At 73.1% G+C, this 18,617-nt stretch carries 17 protein-coding genes; 6 read left to right on the top strand and 11 right to left on the bottom strand.

Going from position 1 to position 18,617, the window contains the following annotated elements; genetic code table 11:
- Nucleotides 1-36 precede the first annotated feature (36 nt).
- The gene (locus SERN_RS06320; RefSeq protein WP_135849282.1) at nucleotides 37-318 is read right to left on the bottom strand and encodes a hypothetical protein; all 282 of its coding nucleotides are present in this window, start codon (nucleotides 316-318) and stop codon (nucleotides 37-39) included.
- An 84-nt stretch (nucleotides 319-402) separates the two neighbouring features.
- Between SERN_RS06320 and SERN_RS06315 the strand changes: the two genes are divergently transcribed.
- The 3 genes from SERN_RS06315 (at nucleotide 403) to SERN_RS06305 (ending at nucleotide 1,972) form a co-directional block, all read left to right on the top strand.
- Nucleotides 403-912 (top strand): SprT-like domain-containing protein, encoded by a 510-nt coding sequence (locus SERN_RS06315; RefSeq protein WP_158292589.1) that lies wholly within the window; start codon nucleotides 403-405, stop codon nucleotides 910-912.
- 92 nt (nucleotides 913-1,004) lie between these two features.
- Nucleotides 1,005-1,457 carry a TlpA family protein disulfide reductase gene (locus SERN_RS06310; protein WP_135849280.1) on the top strand — a complete coding sequence of 151 codons (453 nt, stop codon included), beginning with the start codon at nucleotides 1,005-1,007 and terminating at the stop codon, nucleotides 1,455-1,457.
- Nucleotides 1,454-1,972 carry a DUF4395 domain-containing protein gene (locus SERN_RS06305; RefSeq protein ID WP_135849279.1) on the top strand — a complete coding sequence of 173 codons (519 nt, stop codon included), beginning with the start codon at nucleotides 1,454-1,456 and terminating at the stop codon, nucleotides 1,970-1,972. The genes SERN_RS06310 and SERN_RS06305 overlap by 4 nt, the downstream gene beginning before the upstream one ends.
- On the opposite strand, the gene SERN_RS06300 is transcribed toward SERN_RS06305, so the two are convergent.
- From SERN_RS06300 to SERN_RS06270, 7 genes are all read right to left on the bottom strand, one after another.
- Nucleotides 1,921-2,904 carry a class C sortase gene (locus tag SERN_RS06300; protein WP_233251509.1) on the bottom strand — a complete coding sequence of 328 codons (984 nt, stop codon included), beginning with the start codon at nucleotides 2,902-2,904 and terminating at the stop codon, nucleotides 1,921-1,923. The genes SERN_RS06305 and SERN_RS06300 overlap by 52 nt on opposite strands.
- A 107-nt stretch (nucleotides 2,905-3,011) precedes the next feature.
- Nucleotides 3,012-4,550, bottom strand: a complete 1,539-nt coding sequence (locus SERN_RS06295) for a SpaH/EbpB family LPXTG-anchored major pilin (protein ID WP_135849278.1) — start codon at nucleotides 4,548-4,550, stop codon at nucleotides 3,012-3,014.
- Between the two features lie 104 nt (nucleotides 4,551-4,654).
- Nucleotides 4,655-10,366, bottom strand: a complete 5,712-nt coding sequence (locus SERN_RS06290) for a DUF7927 domain-containing protein (protein ID WP_135849277.1) — start codon at nucleotides 10,364-10,366, stop codon at nucleotides 4,655-4,657.
- Nucleotides 10,367-10,620: 254 nt separating this feature from the next.
- A complete protein-coding gene (locus tag SERN_RS06285) occupies nucleotides 10,621-11,109 on the bottom strand; it encodes a MarR family winged helix-turn-helix transcriptional regulator (protein WP_135849276.1) in 489 nt (162 codons plus the stop codon).
- A gap of 4 nt (nucleotides 11,110-11,113) precedes the next feature.
- Complete coding sequence (locus SERN_RS06280; protein WP_199241530.1) at nucleotides 11,114-12,892, bottom strand: MFS transporter; 1,779 nt, start codon at nucleotides 12,890-12,892, stop codon at nucleotides 11,114-11,116.
- A 105-nt stretch (nucleotides 12,893-12,997) separates the two neighbouring features.
- On the bottom strand, nucleotides 12,998-13,771 hold the full coding sequence (deoC, locus tag SERN_RS06275) for a deoxyribose-phosphate aldolase (RefSeq protein ID WP_135849275.1): 774 nt from the start codon (nucleotides 13,769-13,771) through the stop codon (nucleotides 12,998-13,000).
- Between the two features lie 60 nt (nucleotides 13,772-13,831).
- The gene (locus SERN_RS06270) at nucleotides 13,832-14,986 is read right to left on the bottom strand and encodes a GTPase family protein (RefSeq protein WP_199241529.1); all 1,155 of its coding nucleotides are present in this window, start codon (nucleotides 14,984-14,986) and stop codon (nucleotides 13,832-13,834) included.
- Nucleotides 14,987-15,078: 92 nt separating this feature from the next.
- On the opposite strand from SERN_RS06270, the gene SERN_RS06265 reads away from it, so the two are divergent.
- On the top strand, nucleotides 15,079-15,393 hold the full coding sequence (locus tag SERN_RS06265) for a hypothetical protein (protein WP_135849274.1): 315 nt from the start codon (nucleotides 15,079-15,081) through the stop codon (nucleotides 15,391-15,393).
- A 28-nt stretch (nucleotides 15,394-15,421) separates the two neighbouring features.
- Here the strand turns inward: SERN_RS06265 and SERN_RS06260 are convergent, their stop codons facing one another.
- Together SERN_RS06260 and SERN_RS06255 are read right to left on the bottom strand one after the other, a co-directional pair.
- Nucleotides 15,422-15,904: a hypothetical protein gene (locus SERN_RS06260; RefSeq protein WP_135849273.1), complete on the bottom strand. Its 483-nt coding sequence runs from the start codon at nucleotides 15,902-15,904 to the stop codon at nucleotides 15,422-15,424.
- 1 nt (nucleotide 15,905) lies between these two features.
- A complete protein-coding gene (locus SERN_RS06255; RefSeq protein ID WP_135849272.1) occupies nucleotides 15,906-16,694 on the bottom strand; it encodes an isocitrate lyase/PEP mutase family protein in 789 nt (262 codons plus the stop codon).
- A gap of 207 nt (nucleotides 16,695-16,901) precedes the next feature.
- Here SERN_RS06255 and SERN_RS06250 point away from each other — a divergent pair, with 207 nt between their 5' ends.
- Nucleotides 16,902-17,324 carry a transferase gene (locus tag SERN_RS06250; protein WP_135849271.1) on the top strand — a complete coding sequence of 141 codons (423 nt, stop codon included), beginning with the start codon at nucleotides 16,902-16,904 and terminating at the stop codon, nucleotides 17,322-17,324.
- On the opposite strand, the gene SERN_RS06245 is transcribed toward SERN_RS06250, so the two are convergent.
- Nucleotides 17,311-17,883 carry a mismatch-specific DNA-glycosylase gene (locus tag SERN_RS06245; protein ID WP_135849270.1) on the bottom strand — a complete coding sequence of 191 codons (573 nt, stop codon included), beginning with the start codon at nucleotides 17,881-17,883 and terminating at the stop codon, nucleotides 17,311-17,313. The two genes, SERN_RS06250 and SERN_RS06245, sit on opposite strands and share 14 nt — an antisense overlap.
- A gap of 54 nt (nucleotides 17,884-17,937) precedes the next feature.
- On the opposite strand from SERN_RS06245, the gene SERN_RS06240 reads away from it, so the two are divergent.
- Nucleotides 17,938-18,606: a VOC family protein gene (locus tag SERN_RS06240; RefSeq protein WP_135849269.1), complete on the top strand. Its 669-nt coding sequence runs from the start codon at nucleotides 17,938-17,940 to the stop codon at nucleotides 18,604-18,606.
- Nucleotides 18,607-18,617: the final 11 nt, after the last annotated feature.

Raw genomic sequence — 18,617 nt, 5'->3', positions numbered from 1 at the left:
TCTCGTCGTGGCACCTGGCAGGGCCCGGGCGCGACCTCAGCGCAGCGCGAGGAACAGCGCCAGGGCGATGCCCAGCACGACGAAGATCCCGATCGACACCCCGGCCGCGAGCCTGTCGTGGCGGCGGTCCTGCCCCAGGTCCTCGACGGAGTCGACCGAGCGCAGCGTGGCTCCCAGCAGGTTCTGGTTCAGCCCGGGGCCGAGCGAGCCGAGGGTCTCGGCGTCGTGGGAGGCGTCGACCCGCTCGTCGACCTGCTCGCCGTCGCCCCGCTCGGCGTCGCGGTCACGGTCCTCGGCGGCGCGCTCGTCCTGGCTCATCACCCCACCGTAGCCCCGATGTCAGACCCCCCTCCTACAGTCGAACCATCGCACCGCACACGCGTTCGAGAAGGGGATCAGGCCATGAATCTGTTCGAGGCTCGGCGACTCACCGTCACCCTGCTGCACCGCCACGGGCTCGACGCCTGGAAGGTCGAGTTCAGCAGGGCCAAGACCCGGGCGGGAGCGTGCCGCCACGAGCGGCGGGCGATCGTCCTGAGCGCCCCGCTCGTCACCGTGATGTCGGAGGCCGAGGTCGTCGAGACGGTGCTGCACGAGGTCGCCCACGCCATGGTCGGCGCCCAGCACGCGCACGACGAGGTGTGGCGCCGCACGGCTCAGCGCATCGGTGCCACGGGTCGGGTCTCCCTCCACACCTCTGCGTCGCCCGCACACGACTGGGTCGGCACCTGCCCGCGCGGGCACGAGGCACAGCGTCACCGCCGCCCCGCCCACCCGATGTCGTGCGGCGAGTGCGCGCGCCGGTTCGACGTCACGGCGCTGGTGGCGTGGCGGTACAAGGGGCGCGACGTCCCGATGACCCCCGCCTACCGGGCCGAGGAGGCTGCGCTCCTCGCCCGGACCTCGGCCTGAGGCCGCGCGTCGCGTGGGATCGCGAGCGACCAGGATGTGGGACGACGGCGCAGGTCCCGCCGCGTCCTCGGCGCGCGCGTATCGTCCCGGTCGTGCTGGAGTCCACCGGTCCTCGCGTCGTGCTCGCCCTCGTGGTGCTCGCGATCGCGACCGCCGTCGGTCTGCTGCTGCGGGCCAGGGACGGTCGGCGTCGAGCGGTGGGTTCGGGCGGTCCTCGTCTCGGCGACGTGCTGGGTCCTGACGCCGCACGCGGTCGGGCGGGCGGCGCCGGCGTGACGGTCGTGCAGATCTCGGCAGCCGTCTGCTCCCCGTGCCGGGCGACGGCGCGGCTGTGGCAGCGGGTCGCCGGGCCGGAGCACCACGTCGAGATCGACGTCGAGCATCGGCCCGAGGTCGCCGAGCTGCTGTCCGTCTGGCGCACCCCGGCGTCCTTCGTCTTCGACCCCGACGGCATCCTCGTCGCGCGCATCAACGGCACGCCCGACCTCACCCGAGCCACGGCCGTCCTGCGCGAGGCCGACCAGCGATCAGGAGCATCCGCATGAGCAGCTCGTCCCCGCAGGACCCGTCCCCGGTCACGGCCCCCGCCACCTCGACCACCGGATCGCCCGCGACACCGGCCGGGATCGACCCGCGCGGCCCCCGCTTCGGCGCGGCCCTCACCGCGGTGCTGCTGCTGGCGATCATCGTCCTGGGCGACGGCGCCGCGGGTCTGGTGCTCGGCGGCGTCGTCGTGGCGGGATTCGCGCTGGGGGCGTTCGGCGGGATCCAGCGGACCTGGCAGGGAGCGGTCTACCGCGCCCTCGTCGCCCCGCGGCTGGGACCGCCGGCCGAGCGGGAGGATCCCCGCCCGCCGACGTTCGCGCAGCTCGTCGGCTTCGTCATCACCGCGACGGGTCTCGTCCTGGCTCTCGTCGGCGTGCCGTACGCGCTGGTGATCGCCGCAGCCTTGGCCTTCGTCGCCGCGTTCCTCAACGCCGTGTTCGACTTCTGCCTCGGGTGCGAGATCTACGGCATCTGGGCCCGCCTGCGGGCGGGCCGTGGGGCGTCCCCGGCCTGAGCCCCGGCCGGCGTCGCCAGTCGGGCCAGCGAGTACGACGCGAGCCCGGTCCCGAGGATCGCGACCGCCCACCACGGGAACCCCGGCGAGACCGGTGGCGCCGCGGTCACCGCCGCCGCCCGCTCCACGACCTCGGGGTCGTCGACCCGCTCGCCGCGCACCAGCAGCCGGTGGGTGTTCACACCGATCGGGGTGCAGGTGATGAGCGTGACCAGGTCCTCGCCCTCGACGACCTGGAGGCTGTCGGACTCGTTCGGGAGCACCTCCAGGATCTGGTCCACGCGGTAGACGAGGGCCTCGCCGAGCACGTGGATCGTGATCTCCGAGCCGACGACCAGACGGTGCAGCTCATCGAAGAGGGTGGCGTTGACGTAGCCGGAGTGCGCCGTCAGCACGGCGTGGGTGCTCTCGCCGCCCACGGGGAGCGAGGATCCGAAGATGTGGCCGACCCCCTGGGTCAGGGCGGCCGGGTCGGTCCCGTGCAGCACCGGGAGATCGACCCCGATGTCGGGGATCGTCAGCCGCGCCATCGGCTCGACGCCCGGCACGGCGAGCTTGGCGTAGTAGTCGGCCACGTAGTCACCGACGGCTGTCTGCTCCACGACGCCGTCCGGTCGGAACGGGTCGCGCAGCGGGCCCCGCGGCAGCCAGTCGTTGTAGGCGTGCGCCTCCGCGAGGAGCTGCTCCGCCTCGCGCGACGGCAACGCCTCGACGGTCTCGGCGTAGCTGGCGACCTGACCGGTCTGGACCCTGGCGGAGAACCAGCTCGCCGCCGTCGGGTAGACGAGCACGCCCACCCCCGCCACGGCGATCACGACCACCAGCCACTGCTGCCACGTCATCCGCACGGGGCTCGCCCGCCACGCCGCGGCGAGGGTCGCCCGGCGCGTCCGAGCACGCGGCCGCACGGGCGGAGGCGGGGCGGTGGTCACGGGACGCTCTCCCTCGACGGGTCAGGTCAGGTCAGGTCAGACAGATCGGACGGGACGGCGATCGCCGCCGGCGGGACGCGCGAGCGCCCCGCCGGCGGCGATCCACCTCAGGCGCGCGAGCGGCGCTGGCGCACCAGCAGCAGCGTCGCGCCACCGATCAGCAGCACACCGGCGACCGTGAACCACACGGTCCCCATGCCACCGGTGAACGGCAGCTCGAACCCGGCGTTGCTGGGCACGTTGACGATCTCCGAGACCGTGTCGGTCGGTACCGCCGTGGTCTCGTCCTCGTCCTCGATGGTGAAGCCGACCGGCTGGGCGAGCAGCTCGTGGTCCGCCAGCGCCACGACCTCGCGGAGCCAGTAGTAGCGGAACTCGGGCGAGCCTGCGACGACCTCGATGCCGTTCGCGAAGTCGCTGTAGCGCAGCGGACCCACGGTCACGCTGCCGTCGGCCGCCGTGGGGAACGTGGTCTCGGTCCCCACGGTCACCTGCACGGCCCCACCCTCGCCGGGCACGCCGTTCCAGCTGGCGGCCGTCGTGTAGTAGACCTCGAAGGTCGCGCCGGCCAGGGCGGTGATCGACGCGTCGCTCGAGCTCTTCTCGATCGTGACGCTGCCCCACTTGGACTCGACCGCCGGCGTGACGGTCGGGAGGCCGTTGATGATGGCCGCCTGGCTCGGGTACACGGATGCGACGTTGGAGATCTCACCGACGCCGTTGACCGTCACGATCAGGGTGACGACGACCTGCGCCGTCGCGTCGGCCGTCTTCGCCGCCGCGAGGGTGGTCAGACCCGCCGCGGTGAGGTCGACCTGGATGGTCTGCCCGGTGACCGTGACCGTGTAGCCCGTCGTGAGAGCGAGCGTCGAGGCGGTCGAACCCGTCACGGCGACCGTGAGGTCGGACTGGGTCGCGTCGGGCACGTACGTCAGCGCCGCGCCGAGCGTGTCCACCACGCGGTAGGCGTCGAGGCCCTGCGCCGGGATGTCGCCGGTGATCGTGTAGAGCACCTGGTCGCCGACCGTCGTGAGGTCCTGGTCGATCACGTCGGTCACGACCTTGGAGGCCGTGAAGCCCGGGTTCTTGGGGTAGACGTGGACGTCGTACACCCACTCGTCGTCGAGCGTGAGCGGCACGGTCACCATGAACGACGGCACCGGGGTGAATCCGGCCGGTGTCGACGACTCGACCACGAGGTAGAGCGCGATGTCGAGGTCGTCGAACAGCGCCTCACCGTCGGCGTCGGTGATGACGTCGTCGATCTCCGCCAGCGTGTAGCCGCCGACGGTGGCGGGCACGGCGCCGGGCAGCACGGTCGCGGGGTTGAACGACTCCTGCAGCTCGGCGGCGTCCTCCCAACCGTCGTTGGTGGCGAGGTCGAGACCCGTGACCTCGTAGACGGTGAACTCGGCGCCGGCGAGCGGGTCGGCGTCGATCGGGTCGGTGATCTCCGAACCGTCGCTCGGGAGGCCGGTGAGCGGGGTCGCTGGGGCCTCGAACTTGTGCACGGTGAGGGATCCCGTGGCGTCGGGGTCGATGACGGGTGCGGCGGCAGCGGTGCCCACCCCGACGGCGAGCATCACCGCCCCGACGATGCCGGCGGCGGTGAGGCGCCCGGTGCGCATCCTGGTCGAGCTGGTCATGAGCGAACTCCTTGGTCAGGGTGGAGCGAGGAAGAGAGGGAGTGCTGGCGGTGCTGGTTGGTGCGGTCGTCCGGCGTCGGACGACCGGGGCGGCCCGGCGTCGATCACCCGGGCGGCGCGGCGGCCCTCCTCTCGGGGCGGAGGGTCGCTGATCCGGCACGACGCCGGAGGTCGAGGAGGCCCAGGAGCGCGAGAGCGGCTCCGACCAGGCCCAGGCCGATGGCGCGGAACGGCGAGACGCCCGTCCCTCCCGCCTCGGGAATGGCGAACCGCGGCACGTCGCGCACCGTGACGAGCGGGAACGCGGGGGACGCAGGGTTCGTCACGGTCACGGTGGGCGACTCGGCGGCGGCGACGACCACGGTGCGCCCGGCCGTCACCTCGATCAGCACCGGCTGCGCGAGGAGCGAGTAGCCGTCCGGCGCCGCCGTCTCCACCAGGTAGTGCGTCCCGATCGGGATGCGCGGCACGGTGAACCGTCCGGTCTGCCCCGGCACGGCGGTCGGGACGACGGCGGCCTCGACCGGTCCGAGGATCGGACCGCCCGGGCCGGGGAGAACGGCGTGGATCGCGAAGCTCGACCCGGCCATCGGGACGGTCGTCCCGGCGCCGTCGAGGCCCGTCTTCTGCAGCTCGATCAACCCGGACACCTGGTGGACGGTCTGGCACGCGGGGGCGACGACGCCGATCGGGGCCTGCGGCCCGGTCACGACGGGGCAGGTCGCCGGCGGGATGCCACCCGTCGCCCCTGCGACGTTCCGCAGCTGCCCGAACCACGCGTTCGGCCCCACGGCGACGGCGTACGTGAGGGTCGCCGTCGCGGTGGCCGGCAGGTCGAACGCGGGCGAGGTCAGCGTCCACTGCTGCGTCACCGCGCTGAACGTCGGCGCCAGGCCGGGCAGCGTCGTGGCCACGCCGCTCACGGTCAGCACGGCCGATCCGGGCACGAACGCGGCGTCGTCGAGCACCTCGGTGAGGTTGTCGACGATCTGGACGCCGGTCACGGGGCCGGTGCTGCGGGGGTGGCTGACGACGGCCACGCTCGCGGTCACCGTCCCACCGGGGTCCACCTGGGTGGTCGGGCCGGGCGTGGCGGTCTTCGTCAGCGCGTAGCTCGCCAGCGGCGTCGTGGTGCAGGTGGTGGACCCGGCCGCGCACGCGGCGGGCGGCGTGGCGCCCGGGCGGACGACCGCGTTGCGGAGCACCGCGTCGGAGCTCCCGGCCACGATCGCCGCCCACTCCTTGACCTGCACCGCGTACGTCACGGTCACGGTCTGGCCCGCGGGAATCGTGCCCGCGAGGGTGATGCGCTGCGTTCCGGGCACGAACACGGCGGTCACGGAGCCGCTCGGTGCGACGGTCGGCTGGAGGGGGGCGCCACCGGGGCCGGTCGGCCACACGGCGTCGTCCAGCACGCCGGTCAGGACGTCCTCGTGGTCCAGGTAGCCGCGCGAGGCACCCGCGTTCGTGAGGGTCAGGGTGTAGGCGACGACGGCGCCCGCGGGCTGGGCCGGGCGACCCTGCGTCGCGACGGTCTTGACGACGGGGAGAAGCGGGGCGAGCGCCGTCGTGACGGTGCACGTGGTGCACGCGCCGACCGAGGTGGTGACGGTGTTGACGATCGACGTCGGGGGCGTGGCGACGCCCGCCGTGCTGCCCACCGTGACCGTGAAGGTCCGGCTGACCGACGCCCCGGCGGCGACGGGGATCGACTGGGTGCACGTGGCGCCCGCGGCGGCCCCGGCAGCGCAGCTCCACCCCTGCGGTGCGGTGCCGGTGTAGGTGGTTCCGGCCGGCACCGTCTCCGTCACGACCGTCGCGCCGGCGCCGCCACCGGTGTTCGTCACCGAGACCGTGTAGGTCAGCACGTCACCGGGGACGACGTTCTGGCCCCCGACGGCGGCGGTCCCGTTGACCAGCGTCAGCGACTTCGTCGTCGCGAGCACGGGCGGCCGGGTGTTGGTGACGGTGCAGACGATCGCGGCGCCGGGGCGGACGTTGACCCCGGGGACGCTCAGGGCCCCGGCGGCCGTGATCGACCCGAAGGTGGCGGGGTTGCCGGTGCTCGCGGCGTTCGCGTCGGTGCAGACGCCCGACGCCTCGGTCGCGGTCCACCCGGTCGGCACCGTCTCGGCTGCGGTGATCGCGGTGCCGAGCCGGGTCGCGATGTGGGTGGCCGGGGAGAGCGCCGGGGAGCCCGCCGTCGCGGTGGTGATCGTGTCCGTGGCGACGGGCGTACCGACGTTGTCGGCGACGTTCGTCAGCCCCGTGAAGGCGAACGTGCCCGTGCCGTTCGTGGCGTTCTTGGCGAGGCGGAACGTGGCCGTCCCGGCGCACGCCGCGAGGTCGGACAGCCCGACGCCGGGAGCGCCGATCGCCGTCGTCCCCCCGGTCGCCGGCCACGTCCCGGTGGGTCCGGGAGCCGTCAGGTTCACCCGGAAGAGCGCGCCCGTCGCGGCTGCGCCGTTACCGAGGAGCACGGCGTCCAGGAAGGCGAGGCCGCCGAGCTCGCTCGCGTTCGGGACGGCCTGCGACGTGGGGACCAGCGCGGCCGTGGCCGCGGTCGCGGTACTCATCGTGGCGCCCGCCGGGGCACTGGGAGTGAGCCGGTAGAGGGAGGTGGCACCGCCCGCCGTCGGGGTCGCGGCCAGGTAGAAGGTGCCGTCCGGGGCGATGGCGACGTCGCCGCTCGTCAGCCCCGCCGCGACGCCCGTCACCGCGACGGACGACGGCGTCGCGGTGATCACCGCACCGGTCGGAGCGATCTCGTACCGCAGGAGCGGACCGCTCGCCGCGCCGCCGAGGTAGAGGAACCCGCCGCCGTCCATCGCGGCTCGCGCGATCGCGTTGGTGCCGGCAGTCCCCGGCACCGTGACGCCCGTCCCGGCCCAGGTGGTGGCTCCGGGGGCGAGGGTGCGCAGGGCGAGCGTGGCGTTGTCGACCGCGAAGAGTCGCCCCGACCGAGGATCGATCGCGAGGGCGGAGAGGTTGGCGGCATCGGTGCTCGTCGCGGTCACGGCGGACGTGGTGTAGCGCGTGGCCAGCCCCGTGGTGGTGTCGAGCGTGACGACCTGGTTGCCGGGCGGTGTCGACGTCGTCGCACCCGGGGCCACCCCCCACAGGGTGTGGCACTGCAACGGCCGCCCCGAGCCCGGGGCCGAGGCGACGGCGACCGTGACGGTCGCGGTGCAGCGGCCGGCCGTCGGGCACGTGACGTCGCCGCCGCCGGAGACCGACACGGTGTTGCTCCCGGTGACGGCCGCCGTGGTGGGCGTGACGTTCAGCGTCAGCGTGGTCGACGCCCCGGCGGCCAGGGTGGGCGCGTACGAGCAGGTCAGAGTGGCCGTCCCGGTGCAGGACCAGCCCGTGCCGGCCGCGCCGGTGAACGTGACCCCCGTGGGCAGGCGGTCGGACACGACGATCGGCGTCCCCGCCGTCGTGGCCGACTGGCCGGTGTTGGTCACGGTGACGGCGTAGCTCGCGGCCTGTCCGGGGGTGAAGGTCGGTGATGACGCGGACTTGGCGACCTGCAGGAGCGGGCCGGTGTCGTTGACGAAGGTGCACACGACCGTGAGCGGGCTCACAGCAGTGAACGTGTACGACCCGGAGGTACCTGTCCCGGTGGTGAGGATCGCACCGGTCCCGCCGTTGGTGCAGCGCCAGCTCGGCCGGTAGGACGCGAGGTTGGCCGTGGGGGTGCCCCCTCCCGTCTCGGAGAAGAAGTAGGTCCGACCGATCTGCCCGATCCGGGGTCCGGCGACGGCGGACTGCACGCCGGTCGCCGTCCCCGTGGTGGTGGCCGTCAGAGCACCCGTGCCCGCGGCGTCGAGGCCCAGGGAGAGCGCGAACTGATCGGTGGGGAGCACCCGTGCGGTCACGTTCTTCTCGAGCCGGATGCTGGCGGTGGGGGCGCAGCTGCCGAGGTCGATCCCGGCGAACGTCGACTGGGTCGTCCGGTTCGGGGTGGTCAGGGTGCCGGCGAGCGCACCGGTGACCGGGTCGACCCGCTGCAGCGTGGAGCTGACACCGGCGTCACCCGTGTTGTTGACGTACATGAAGCCGTCGGGGCCGAACCCGATGCCGTTGCCGGCGAGGAAGGACCCGCTCGAGACGACCGTGCCGGTCAGCGGGGCCGTCCCGGCGCTCGTCGGCAGGTTGGCGGCCCGGACGACGGTCACGACGTTGTCGCTGAGGATGTGCAGATCGCCGGCCGACGTGAAGGCGTAGTCACCGTTCCCGGTGCCCGATCCCGGGGACGTCCCCACCTGGAAGCTCTGACCCGAGGTGGGGTTGAACATGTAGATCGCGGCGCCCGCCGCGACGCCGCCGTAGTAGAAGTTGCCCGTCACCGGGCTGACGGCGCCGGCGACGCGCGATGCGGGAGCCGTGACCGGGACGTGGGTGTAGGTTCCGGAACCCACGTCGTACCGCGTGGCGACCGTGGCCCCGTCGCGCGTGGCGAGGTAGGTCAATGTCGCACCCCCGGTGCCGATCCCCAGCGCGTTGGCCAGGGTCGTGCCGGCCAGGGGAGGGAGGACCGGGGCGGAGGTCACGGTCGCCTGGTTGCCGACCGCGCTCGTCGCGACACCGCGCACCTCCCCCGTCGGCGCGAGCTGGTAGACCGTCGTGGAGCAGGCGAACGCAGCACCGGAGCCGGTCACCGAGAGGTTGACCGGGGCCGAGGCGGTGCTCTCGGCGGAGTCCCGCACCTGATAGGTCAGCGGCGGCAGGAGCCCGACGAAGCCCGGGTCGGGGGTGAACGTCAGCACTCCGTTCGTCCCCATCGCCGCAGCGCCCGCGCCAGGCAGGGTGGCCGAGGCGCCGTTCCCGGCCACGTCCCACCCCGCCGACGCCACCAGCACGGGCGCTCCGAGGGTGAGACCCGGCGCCGCGGTGACCCGAGGTGTCAGAGGTATCGACACCGGAACCCCGGGTGCCGTGGTCTGGGTGACCGACGTGGCCGTGGGTACGGGCTGGTCCTGCAGGGCGGCGTAGAGGTGGAACGTGTCGGAGGGGGCGACTCCCAGACCCAGCACCGGCGCATTCACGTTCAGGGACAGGGAGAACGTGACGCTGGTGAACGTCCCCGAGAGCCGGACGCGCCCACAACCCGAGCGGTCTACCAGGATCGAGGTCCCGCCGTTGCACTGCGGACCGGAGCGGAGCGACGTCGACTCAAGCCGTCTGCCGGCATCGGTCAGCTGAAGCGTCGCCGCTCCTGTCGCCACACCGGACGAGGTGGCTGCGTTGTTGCTCACGAGGTTCGAGAACGTGACCGTCGTCGCGGCTGTGCCCTGGGTGGCTCCGACGATGCTCAGGCGCGCGGACGACTGGACGCCGAGGAGGTTGGACTCCCCCAGACCCGCGACGAAGAGGTCCGGATCGGTGACAGGACGTCCGAAGTTGAGCGTGACGGTGCCGGCGTTCTGACACACGGTGACGCCCAGGGTCAGGGTGCACCCGGTCGGGGCGGCGACGAAGGTGCGCGCCACCGGCGCCGCAGGGAGATCACCACCGAACTGGGCCGCTGTCGCCGATCCTGTCCAGGGCCACACAGCCGTGCCCGTGGCTGCCGATGCGGGAGCGCTGGACCAGGTGGCGAGGTTCGGGGCGGCGACGGAGGTGCCGCTCGCGGTCGTCGTCGTCACAGCGGGGAACGGCTGGGTGCCCGTCGACGTCACGTCCGTGAAGCGCAGGGCCAGCGCCGGCCCCGCCGTGGCCACCAGCACGAGCGACATCACCGCGACCAGCAGCGACCGCCACCGGCGTCGCCGACGCTCGGTGCGCAGGCGTGAGCGCGGTGCGGTCGTGGTCATGCGGTGGCGCTGCCCCTCGTCGTCCCCACCTCTGTGGTGGGCCGACACGCCCCGCCAGACGACCGGCATAACCAGCCTCTATTGTTGTAGAGCGTGATGTCGGCATGACGATACAAGCGTCCGAACACAAAGACACGTGAGTCTGCAAGGCTTAACCAAACCGTTACCGAAGGTTCGGTGCCCGGAACGACGACGCCCTCCCGTTGACGCGGTGAGCGTCAGTGGGAGGGCGTGATCCGTCCTACGGCCGGGCGTCAGAGGCGCGCGGCCTCGTTCAGCCGCGTGAGCATGTCGCCGAGCTGCTGGACCTCGTCGGCGTCGAGCGCCCCCAGCCCCCCGAACAGCGTCTGCGTCATCGACTCGCGCGTGCGCTCGACGAGCTCGCACGCGGGCGCCGTCGCCACCAGCAGCCGGCCGCGGCCGTCGGTCGGATCGGGCTCGATCGTGATGAACCCGAGCTCCGTCAGGACCTTGGCCTGCCGGCTGACGACGCTCTTGTCCGTGTCGAGCCAGTCCGCGAGCGCCCCCGCGTTGATCGACCCGCGCCGCACCAGGTAGTTCAGCATCCGGTAGCCGACCGGCTGCAGGTCGGGGTGGATCGACTCGGCCGCGCGGCGCCACAGCAGCTTCGCCCGCTGGAAGAGCACGGAGACCTGCTCCTCCACGAGGGCGACGGCGGCGCCGTCGTGCCGCTCGAGCGTGTCGCCCGACAGGGGCGTGCGGGCCGGCGTCGCGTCGGTCATGGGGTCATTCTCCCGAACCGCGGCGCGGGCCGTCAGCCCCGCGCGTCGATCCGACGGCCGGCATGGCCGCGACGGCGGTGGCCGACTCGATCGTCAGGTCCTCCGCCTCCTCGAGCACGTCGGCGGCGGTCACCCTGTCGAGCCCGGCGCGCGGCGCGTCCTGCGCCCCGACGACGACGGCGACCTGGGCGTCGTCGTCCTCGTCGAGGACGGCCTCGGCCGCACGCTTCTCGACGCCGGTCTGCGTCCCCAGCGGGACGTTCGGCAGGAGGATCACCGCGACGACGGTGACGATCGCGAGCGGCAGGGCCGCGAGGAAGACGCGCCCGATGCCGATGCCGTAGGCCGACTCGACGACGACGCGCAGCACGTCGGGCAGCTCGGCCACCTTCGGGATCTCACCGCCGCCGAGGACCTCGGCCGCCGTCGCCTGGTCGGCGGGTGCGAGCGCGCCGACCGACGTCGTGATCTGCGACGCGACGACCGATCCGAGGATCGAGCCCATCGCGGAGACGCCGATCGTGCCGCCCAGGCTGCGGAAGAAGGTCACGGCGGAAGTGGCGACGCCGAGGTGCCGCGTCTCGACCGCGTTCTGCGTCACGATCACCAGGTTCTGCATCACCATCCCGACACCGGCGCCGAGCGTGGCCATCGAGACGCCGACGATCCAGAACGGCGTGTCGTAGTGCAGCGTCGACAGCAGCGCCAGACCGACGACCATGAGGATCGAGCCGGTCACCACGTAGCGCTTCCAGATGCCGGTGCGGCTGACCACGGTGCCGACGATCGTGGACGTCAGGAGCAGACCGCCCATCATCGGGATCGTCATGACACCCGACTCCATCGGCGTCGCGCCGCGAGCGAGCTGCATGTACTGCGCCAGGTAGACCGACGTGCCGAACATCGCCACACCGGTCGCGATCGAGGCGATCACCGCGAGCGTGAAGGTGCGGTTGCGGAACATCGTCAGCGGCAGCAGCGGGTCGGCGGCGCGCAGCTCCCACCACACGGCGAGCACGAGGATCGCGAGCGCCCCACCCACCATGAGGAACGAGGACGCCGAGGCCCACGCGAACTGCGAGCCGCCGAGCGAGACCCAGACCAGCAGCAGCGAGATGCCGGAGCTGATCAGGACGATGCCGAGGTAGTCGATGCGCGTGGTGGAGTGCGTCATGCGCGGCAGGTGGAGCGAGCGCTGCAGCATGATCAGCGCGGCGACGGCGAACGGGATCGCCACGTAGAAGTTCGAGCGCCAGCCGAGGGCGTCGGTGAGGAAGCCACCGAGCAGCGGGCCACCCACGGTGCCCAGCGCCATCGCCGCGCCGAACAGCCCGGCGTAGCGGCCGCGCTCGCGCGGCGAGACGACGTCGGCCATCACGATCTGCGAGAGCGCCGCCAGACCGCCGGCGCCGAGACCCTGGACCACACGCATCGTGATGAGCATGTCGGTCGTGGTGGAGAAGCCGGCGATCGCCGTCGCGACCACGAACAGCGACAGCGCGAGCTGGAGCAGCAGCTTGCGGTTGAACAGGTCGGCGAGCTTGCCCCATATCGGCGTGCTGACCGTCGTGGCCAGCAGCGTGGCCGTGACGACCCAGGTGAACGCCGACTGGTCGCCGCCGAGGTCGGCGATGATCACGGGCAGCGACGTGCTGACCACGGTCGCCGCCAGCATCGAGACGAACATCGACATCATCAGCGCGAGCATCACGGGCAGGACGCCTGCGCGGTGCTTGGAGGGGGTGGGGGCGCTGACCGCGTCCGCCGAGGGGGTGACCGACATGGAGATCCTTACCGAGCGAAATAGTTGACCGACGTCAACTGTACGCCCGATCCGTTGACGTCGGTCAACTACTTTCGCGTGACGTCCCCCACCCCGGAGGGACCGTCAGTAGGCGGTGGGCGACGCCGGAGCCTCCGAGGCGCGGCCGTCCAGCACGCGCAGCACGTCGTCGAGCAGGCTGGAGGCGCCGAACCGGAACGTGTCGGCGGAGATCCAGTCCTCCCCCAGCAGCCGGTCGGCGATCTCGACGTAGACCCGCGCGTCGGCGACCGAACGGATCCCGCCCGAGGCCTTGAACCCCACGCGGGCGCTGCCCGCCGGCAGCGCGGCGATCACGCCGAGGATGGCCTCGGCGGCCTCGGGGGTCGCGGAGACGGGCGACTTGCCCGTCGACGTCTTGACGAACTGGGCGCCGTGGTCGATCGCCAGGCGCGCGGCCGCCTCGATCACGGGGGTCGCCTGCAGCTCGCCCGACTCGACGATCACCTTGACGACGGCGTCACCGGCGGCCTCGCGCACGCCGTCGAGCACCGACTCGGCGGCGGCCACGTCGGCCGCGAGGAACGCGCGGTAGGGCAGCACGACGTCGATCTCGTCGGCTCCGTCGGCGATGGCGCGGGTCGTCGTCGCGACGACGAGGGCCACCGCCTCCTCGCCGGAGGGGAAGTTGACGACCGTCGCCACCTTCACCCCGGTGCCCGCGAGCGCCTCGGCGGACGCGGCGACGTAGCGCGGCCACACGCACACGGCGGCGGTGCCGTGCTCGGCGGCCCGGTGGGCGAGGGCGAGGGCGTTCTCGAGCGAGGTGTCGTCCCCGAGGTCGGTCAGGTCGAGGGTGGCGAGCGCGAGGGCGGCCACGTCGGCGTCGGTGCGTGTCATGCCGTCCACGGTACCGACCGCCGCCCGCGGACGCGCCGACGATCGTCGGTCACCGGTCGATCAGCGGCCTCGCTCGAGCTCCTTGCGCTGCTTGGGGTCCAGCTTGATCACCTTGGTGAACGCCTCGAGGAACGCGCTGCGGACCTGGGCGTTGTCCAGCAGACCGTTGACGCCGTCGAGCTGACCGCGGGCCGCGCGCTGACAGACCGTCAGCCACGCCTCGCCCATCGCGTAGGTGAACGTCGAGGCGACGGACGCCCCGATCACGCCACCGGCGATGGTGCCCGCCCCCGGTACGAGCTTCAGCAGGCCGGTGACGGCGGCGCGGCCGCCCTGGGTGGCGGCCGTCGTCGCGAGGGTCGACATCAGTCCTGCGCGGTCCAGCGGGATCCCGAAGAGGTGTCCGACCCTGGCCATCATCCCGAGCTGGATCGGCACGAGCAGCGTCGCGTCGGCGAACGGGATCGGGACGGCGGCCGCGGCGGCCGCGCTCGCTACCGCCGCGCGGATCGTGATCCGGGCCTGGCGAATCTTGGCAGCGGCATCGATCGCCTGCGCGGCGACGAGTGCAGCCTGAGCACCTGCCGGAGCGACGCGAAAGGTGGCATCGAGGAGGTCGTGCAGGCCGTGGGTGCCCTGACCCGTGAACGGGTCCGCCTGCGCCACGGTGTGGAACACGCGTCCGTCGACGATCGGGAGGTCCCTGTCGGAGATCTGGCGGGCGAGCTCCAGCGCATCCGGGTGCACCACGCCGTCCCGCACGGGCACCTGGGTCATCACGACGATCACGGGCAGCCCCAGCGCGTGCAGCCGCGTGATGAAGTCGGCCTCGGAGTCCTCGAACCGGCGGTCCATGCCGCGCACGCAGTACCAGGCGACGTGCAGCTGCTCCTCGAGCGGCTTGCCCCGGGTGGTCTTGACGACGTCGTTGAGCTCGGAGACGAGCTCCTTGGAGTTCTTGCCGACCTCGAGCCCCTGCGTGTCGAGAATACCGAGGTGCCCGCCGATCCGGTCCAGGTAGAGTCGCGAACCCTTCGTGACCGGTCGGCCGATACCGGTGGCGGCGACCTCCTCGCCGAAGATCGCGTTGATCAGCGTCGACTTGCCGACGCCGGTCTTGCCGAAGATCGCCAGGTTGAACCGGCCGAGGGCCAGCCCCTGCTTGTCGTACTCGTCACGGAACTTCTTGCGGAACAGCTCGTCGCTGACTCCCACGGGGCCTCCTCGTCGCGCCGGACGTACCGGTCCTTCGATCCTAGGGTCGGGGGTCCCGACCCCGGCGATCGGCCCCGGGCTACCGTGGCGGGATGAGCCGTTCCGTCACCGTCCTGCCCACGGCGCCCCTCGTGGCCGCCTCCCTCGTCGCGGGCTACGCCGTCGCACGTGGCACGGGGGTGCGCGCACTCGGCGGCCTGGTGCTCCTCGCCGGTGGCGTCGTCGCAGGCCAGCAGTGGTGGCGTCACGGAGCCGGTACGACGGCGGCGCTCGCCACCACCTACGTCGCCGCGTTCGGCCTGTCGCACCCGCTCGCGCGGAGGATCGGGGCGTGGCCCTCGGTCCTGACCGTCGCGGCCGTGGCCGGAGCCGCCTCCTGGGTGGCCGCCGACCGCCACGACGGCTGAGGGTCGAGCGCCGATCCACCCCGCACCGTCAGATCACGGCCACCAGCTCCACCGCCGGGAGCGGACGCCCGCCGGCGGCGCGTCGTCGCCACGGGTGCGCGCCCCGCGGCCACGACGCCGGAGCGCCGGTCACGAGGTCGCGCGCCACGCCCTTCCGGGTCTGGAACGAGCCGGATCGCACCCCGCCCTCGTCCGTCAGGATCGCCGACCCCACCGTGCCGATGGCGACCGAGACCGTGCCCGACCGGTGCACGACGTGCGCCGCGCGCGGCCGCACGACGGTCAGGACGCGGGTGCCGCCGTCGAGCACGACGACGAACCCGTCCCCCTCGGCGTGCACCTCGTCGGCGTGCCACAACTCTGCGAGCGGCCGTCCTCCCGCCCACCGCCCGCGCAGCACGACCGTGCTCCACGGGCGTTCGGCGGCGCAGAGCACACCGCGCACGACGACGGCGAGGTCGGCCTCGCCGACCTCGCCGTCCGCCGGGAACGCGGGCGCGTCGCGCGGCACGTCAGTTGAGCGGGCGGATGCCCTCGGGCGGGACGGCGCCGGCGTAGACCGACTCCGCCAGGTCCACCAGGGCACCGAGCGCGACGCGCTGCGTCAGCGGACCGTAGGACAGGCGGGCGACGCCGAGCTCCTGCAGGCGCGCGGGCGGCGGGACGGCGGGGAAGCCGATGAGCGAGACGCGGTTCTGGCCGATGCCCGCGACCAGCTCGGCGATAACGTCCTCGTCCAGGTTGCCCGGGACGAAGATCGTCGTGGCGCCGGCCTCGAGGTAGGCGCGACCGCGCTCGACGGCGTCGGCCAGGGACTCCGACGCCGGGCGGTCGCCGCCCCGCACGAAGGCGTCGGTGCGGGCGTTGAGGACGAAGTCGACGCCCTCCGCGGCGCCGGCGGCGACGATCTGCTCGACGCGCGCGACCGACTCGGCGAGCGGGCGCAGGCGGTCCTCGACGTTGGCGCCGACCACGCCGGCCCCGATCACGCGGCGGACGGTCTCGCCCGGCTGCTCGTAGCCGTCGTCGAGGTCGGCGGACACCGGCAGCTCGGTGGCGGCCGTGATGCGGCCCAGGAGGTCGAGCGTCAGGTCGAAGGGGATCGTGCCGTCGTCGTAGCCGAAGGTCGCGGCGATCGAGTGGCCCGCCGTCGCGATCGCCTTCGTGCCGGGCAGGCCGGCGACGGCGCGCGTGCTGACGACGTCCCAGACGTTGACGACCTGCAGCAGCTCGGGGGCGCGGTGCAGGTCCCGCAGAACGGTCGCCCTGTCGGAGGTGCTCGTGCTCGTGGTGGTGGTCATGCCCCCACGGTAGGCACGTCGTCCGCGGGACGACCAGTGAGAGGTTTCCCGGTCCACCCTGCGGGCGCTACTATCCGTCGACGGCGGGGGCGCTGTTCCTTAGGGTCCCCTGACCGAACGGGAACATTCGTGCTCCTGGGGGCGTTATGTCAATGAGCCTCCCTCCCGCACCGGGAGGACGGCGGTACAGACGGGGAAGGGCACGCGATGGTTCGGCGACGCGGTCGCATCGAGTTCGAGAACGACAGGGGCGAGATCGTCCACTACGCACGCCACGAGAACGGCGGTGGTCTGGTCTCACCGAAGGCGGACGTGCCGCACGACGTCGTGGTCGTGCCGGGCGCCTACGTCGAGGCAGGGGCCCGCATCGGCGGTGGCACCCGCCTCAAGGCCGGTGGCTGGATCGACGAGAACGCCCACCTGGGTCGTGACGTGCAGGTCTCCGAGAACGTGCACGTCGGTCCCGACGCCCGCATCGGCGACCTGGTGAAGCTCGGTCGCGGTGTCCGCATCGGCGCCGGCGCCGTGGTCGGCGCGAACGCGCGCCTCGAGGACGACGTCCACGTCGCCCCCGGCGCCACCGTGCGCCCGGGCGTGCTGGTGCGCTCCTCGGTCGTCACCGCGGCCTGAGCACACCCGCCGCCCGCGCCGGCGCCGCGTAGGCGACGGCGAGGCTGGCGGTCGTCTCGTGCGCGTTGAGCCCGCTCGGGTTCGGCACGACCCACAGCTGCGCACCCGCGAGGTCCTCGGCCTGCCTGCCGACGGCGGCGCGCGGCCGGCCGAAGCCCTGCCGGTAGGCCGTCACCCCCAGGACGGCGACGACGGCCGGCCGCCACCGCGCGACGTCGCGCGCCAGCCGCTCCGCACCCTCCCGCAGCTCCTCGGCCGAGAGCTCGTCCGCGCGCGCCGTCGCGCGCCGCACCAGGTTGCTCACGCCGATGCCCGCGTCCTCGATCAGGGCCCTGTCGGCGTCGTCGTACCCCTGCGACGCGTCCACCACGTGCGGCAGGATCCCGGCCGCCGCGAGCGCCGGGTAGAACCGGTTGCCCGGTCGGGCGAAGTGCGCGCCGACGGCCGCGGTCCACGGGCTCGGGTTGATCCCGACGAACAGCAGCCGCAGGTGCGGGGGCAGGAGATCCTCGACCTCGGCGTCGTGGAACGCCTCGAGCTCGGCGCGGGTGGGTCGCATGCCCCCAGTCTCACCCGGCTCGCCGGTGTCGGTGGGTGGTGCCACCCTGGGGACATGGCAGCCTCCCGCTCGCTCCCCCTCCCCCACGCCGAGGTCAGCGCCTCCGTCGACGACCGGCACTGGCGCATCGTGCTCGGCACGCTTCGAGCGACGTTCACGTCGAAGGACTACGCCGCGCTCGCGGCGTTCACGGCCGACGTCGCCGCCCTCGCGATCGAGCTCGACCACCATCCCGACCTCGTGCTGCGGTGGGGTGCCGTGACGGTCACGACCGTGAGCCACGACGTCGGCGGCCTGACCGAGCGCGACCTCACGCTGGCCGCCCGCGTCAGCGGTCTCGCCGACGCCGCGGGGCTCGGCTCCGCCGCCCCCGGCGGACAGGTGCTCGAGATCGCGATCGACGCGCTCGACATCCCCGCGGTGCTCCCGTTCTGGGAGGCCGTGCTCGGCTACCGCCGCAGCGGGGACGACGAGCTGACGGACCCCGACGGCCTCGGCCCCGCCTTCTGGTTCCAGCAGATGGACGCCGCCCGTCCGCAGCGCAACCGCATCCACGTGGACGTCTCGGTCCCGCACGACGCCGCGCCGGCGCGTCTCGAGGCGGCCCTCGCGGCGGGCGGGCGCCTGCTGTCAGAGGACGAGGCCCCCGCGTTCTGGGTCCTGGCGGACGCCGAGGGCAACGAGGCGTGCGTGACCACGTGGCAGGGCCGCTCCACGAGCTGATCGGCCGGTTC

The organism is Serinibacter arcticus, assembly GCF_004786095.1.
GTDB lineage: Bacteria > Actinomycetota > Actinomycetes > Actinomycetales > Beutenbergiaceae > Litorihabitans > Litorihabitans arcticus.
This window is presented reverse-complemented; position numbering and strand designations above follow the sequence as displayed.

What these genes read in the sequence shown, in the direction of transcription:
- SERN_RS06240 (WP_135849269.1), top strand. Translation starts at nt 17,938, where the DNA reads ATGGCAGCCTCCCGCTCGCTCCCCCTCCCCCACGCCGAGGTCAGCGCC.
- SERN_RS06280 (WP_199241530.1), bottom strand. Translation starts at nt 12,892, where the DNA reads ATGTCGGTCACCCCCTCGGCGGACGCGGTCAGCGCCCCCACCCCCTCC.
- SERN_RS06320 (WP_135849282.1), bottom strand. Translation starts at nt 318, where the DNA reads ATGAGCCAGGACGAGCGCGCCGCCGAGGACCGTGACCGCGACGCCGAG.
- SERN_RS06245 (WP_135849270.1), bottom strand. Translation starts at nt 17,883, where the DNA reads ATGCGACCCACCCGCGCCGAGCTCGAGGCGTTCCACGACGCCGAGGTC.
- SERN_RS06285 (WP_135849276.1), bottom strand. Translation starts at nt 11,109, where the DNA reads ATGACCGACGCGACGCCGGCCCGCACGCCCCTGTCGGGCGACACGCTC.
- SERN_RS06265 (WP_135849274.1), top strand. Translation starts at nt 15,079, where the DNA reads ATGAGCCGTTCCGTCACCGTCCTGCCCACGGCGCCCCTCGTGGCCGCC.
- SERN_RS06290 (WP_135849277.1), bottom strand. Translation starts at nt 10,366, where the DNA reads ATGACCACGACCGCACCGCGCTCACGCCTGCGCACCGAGCGTCGGCGA.
- SERN_RS06305 (WP_135849279.1), top strand. Translation starts at nt 1,454, where the DNA reads ATGAGCAGCTCGTCCCCGCAGGACCCGTCCCCGGTCACGGCCCCCGCC.
- SERN_RS06295 (WP_135849278.1), bottom strand. Translation starts at nt 4,550, where the DNA reads ATGACCAGCTCGACCAGGATGCGCACCGGGCGCCTCACCGCCGCCGGC.
- SERN_RS06315 (WP_158292589.1), top strand. Translation starts at nt 403, where the DNA reads ATGAATCTGTTCGAGGCTCGGCGACTCACCGTCACCCTGCTGCACCGC.
- SERN_RS06255 (WP_135849272.1), bottom strand. Translation starts at nt 16,694, where the DNA reads ATGACCACCACCACGAGCACGAGCACCTCCGACAGGGCGACCGTTCTG.
- SERN_RS06250 (WP_135849271.1), top strand. Translation starts at nt 16,902, where the DNA reads ATGGTTCGGCGACGCGGTCGCATCGAGTTCGAGAACGACAGGGGCGAG.
- deoC (WP_135849275.1), bottom strand. Translation starts at nt 13,771, where the DNA reads ATGACACGCACCGACGCCGACGTGGCCGCCCTCGCGCTCGCCACCCTC.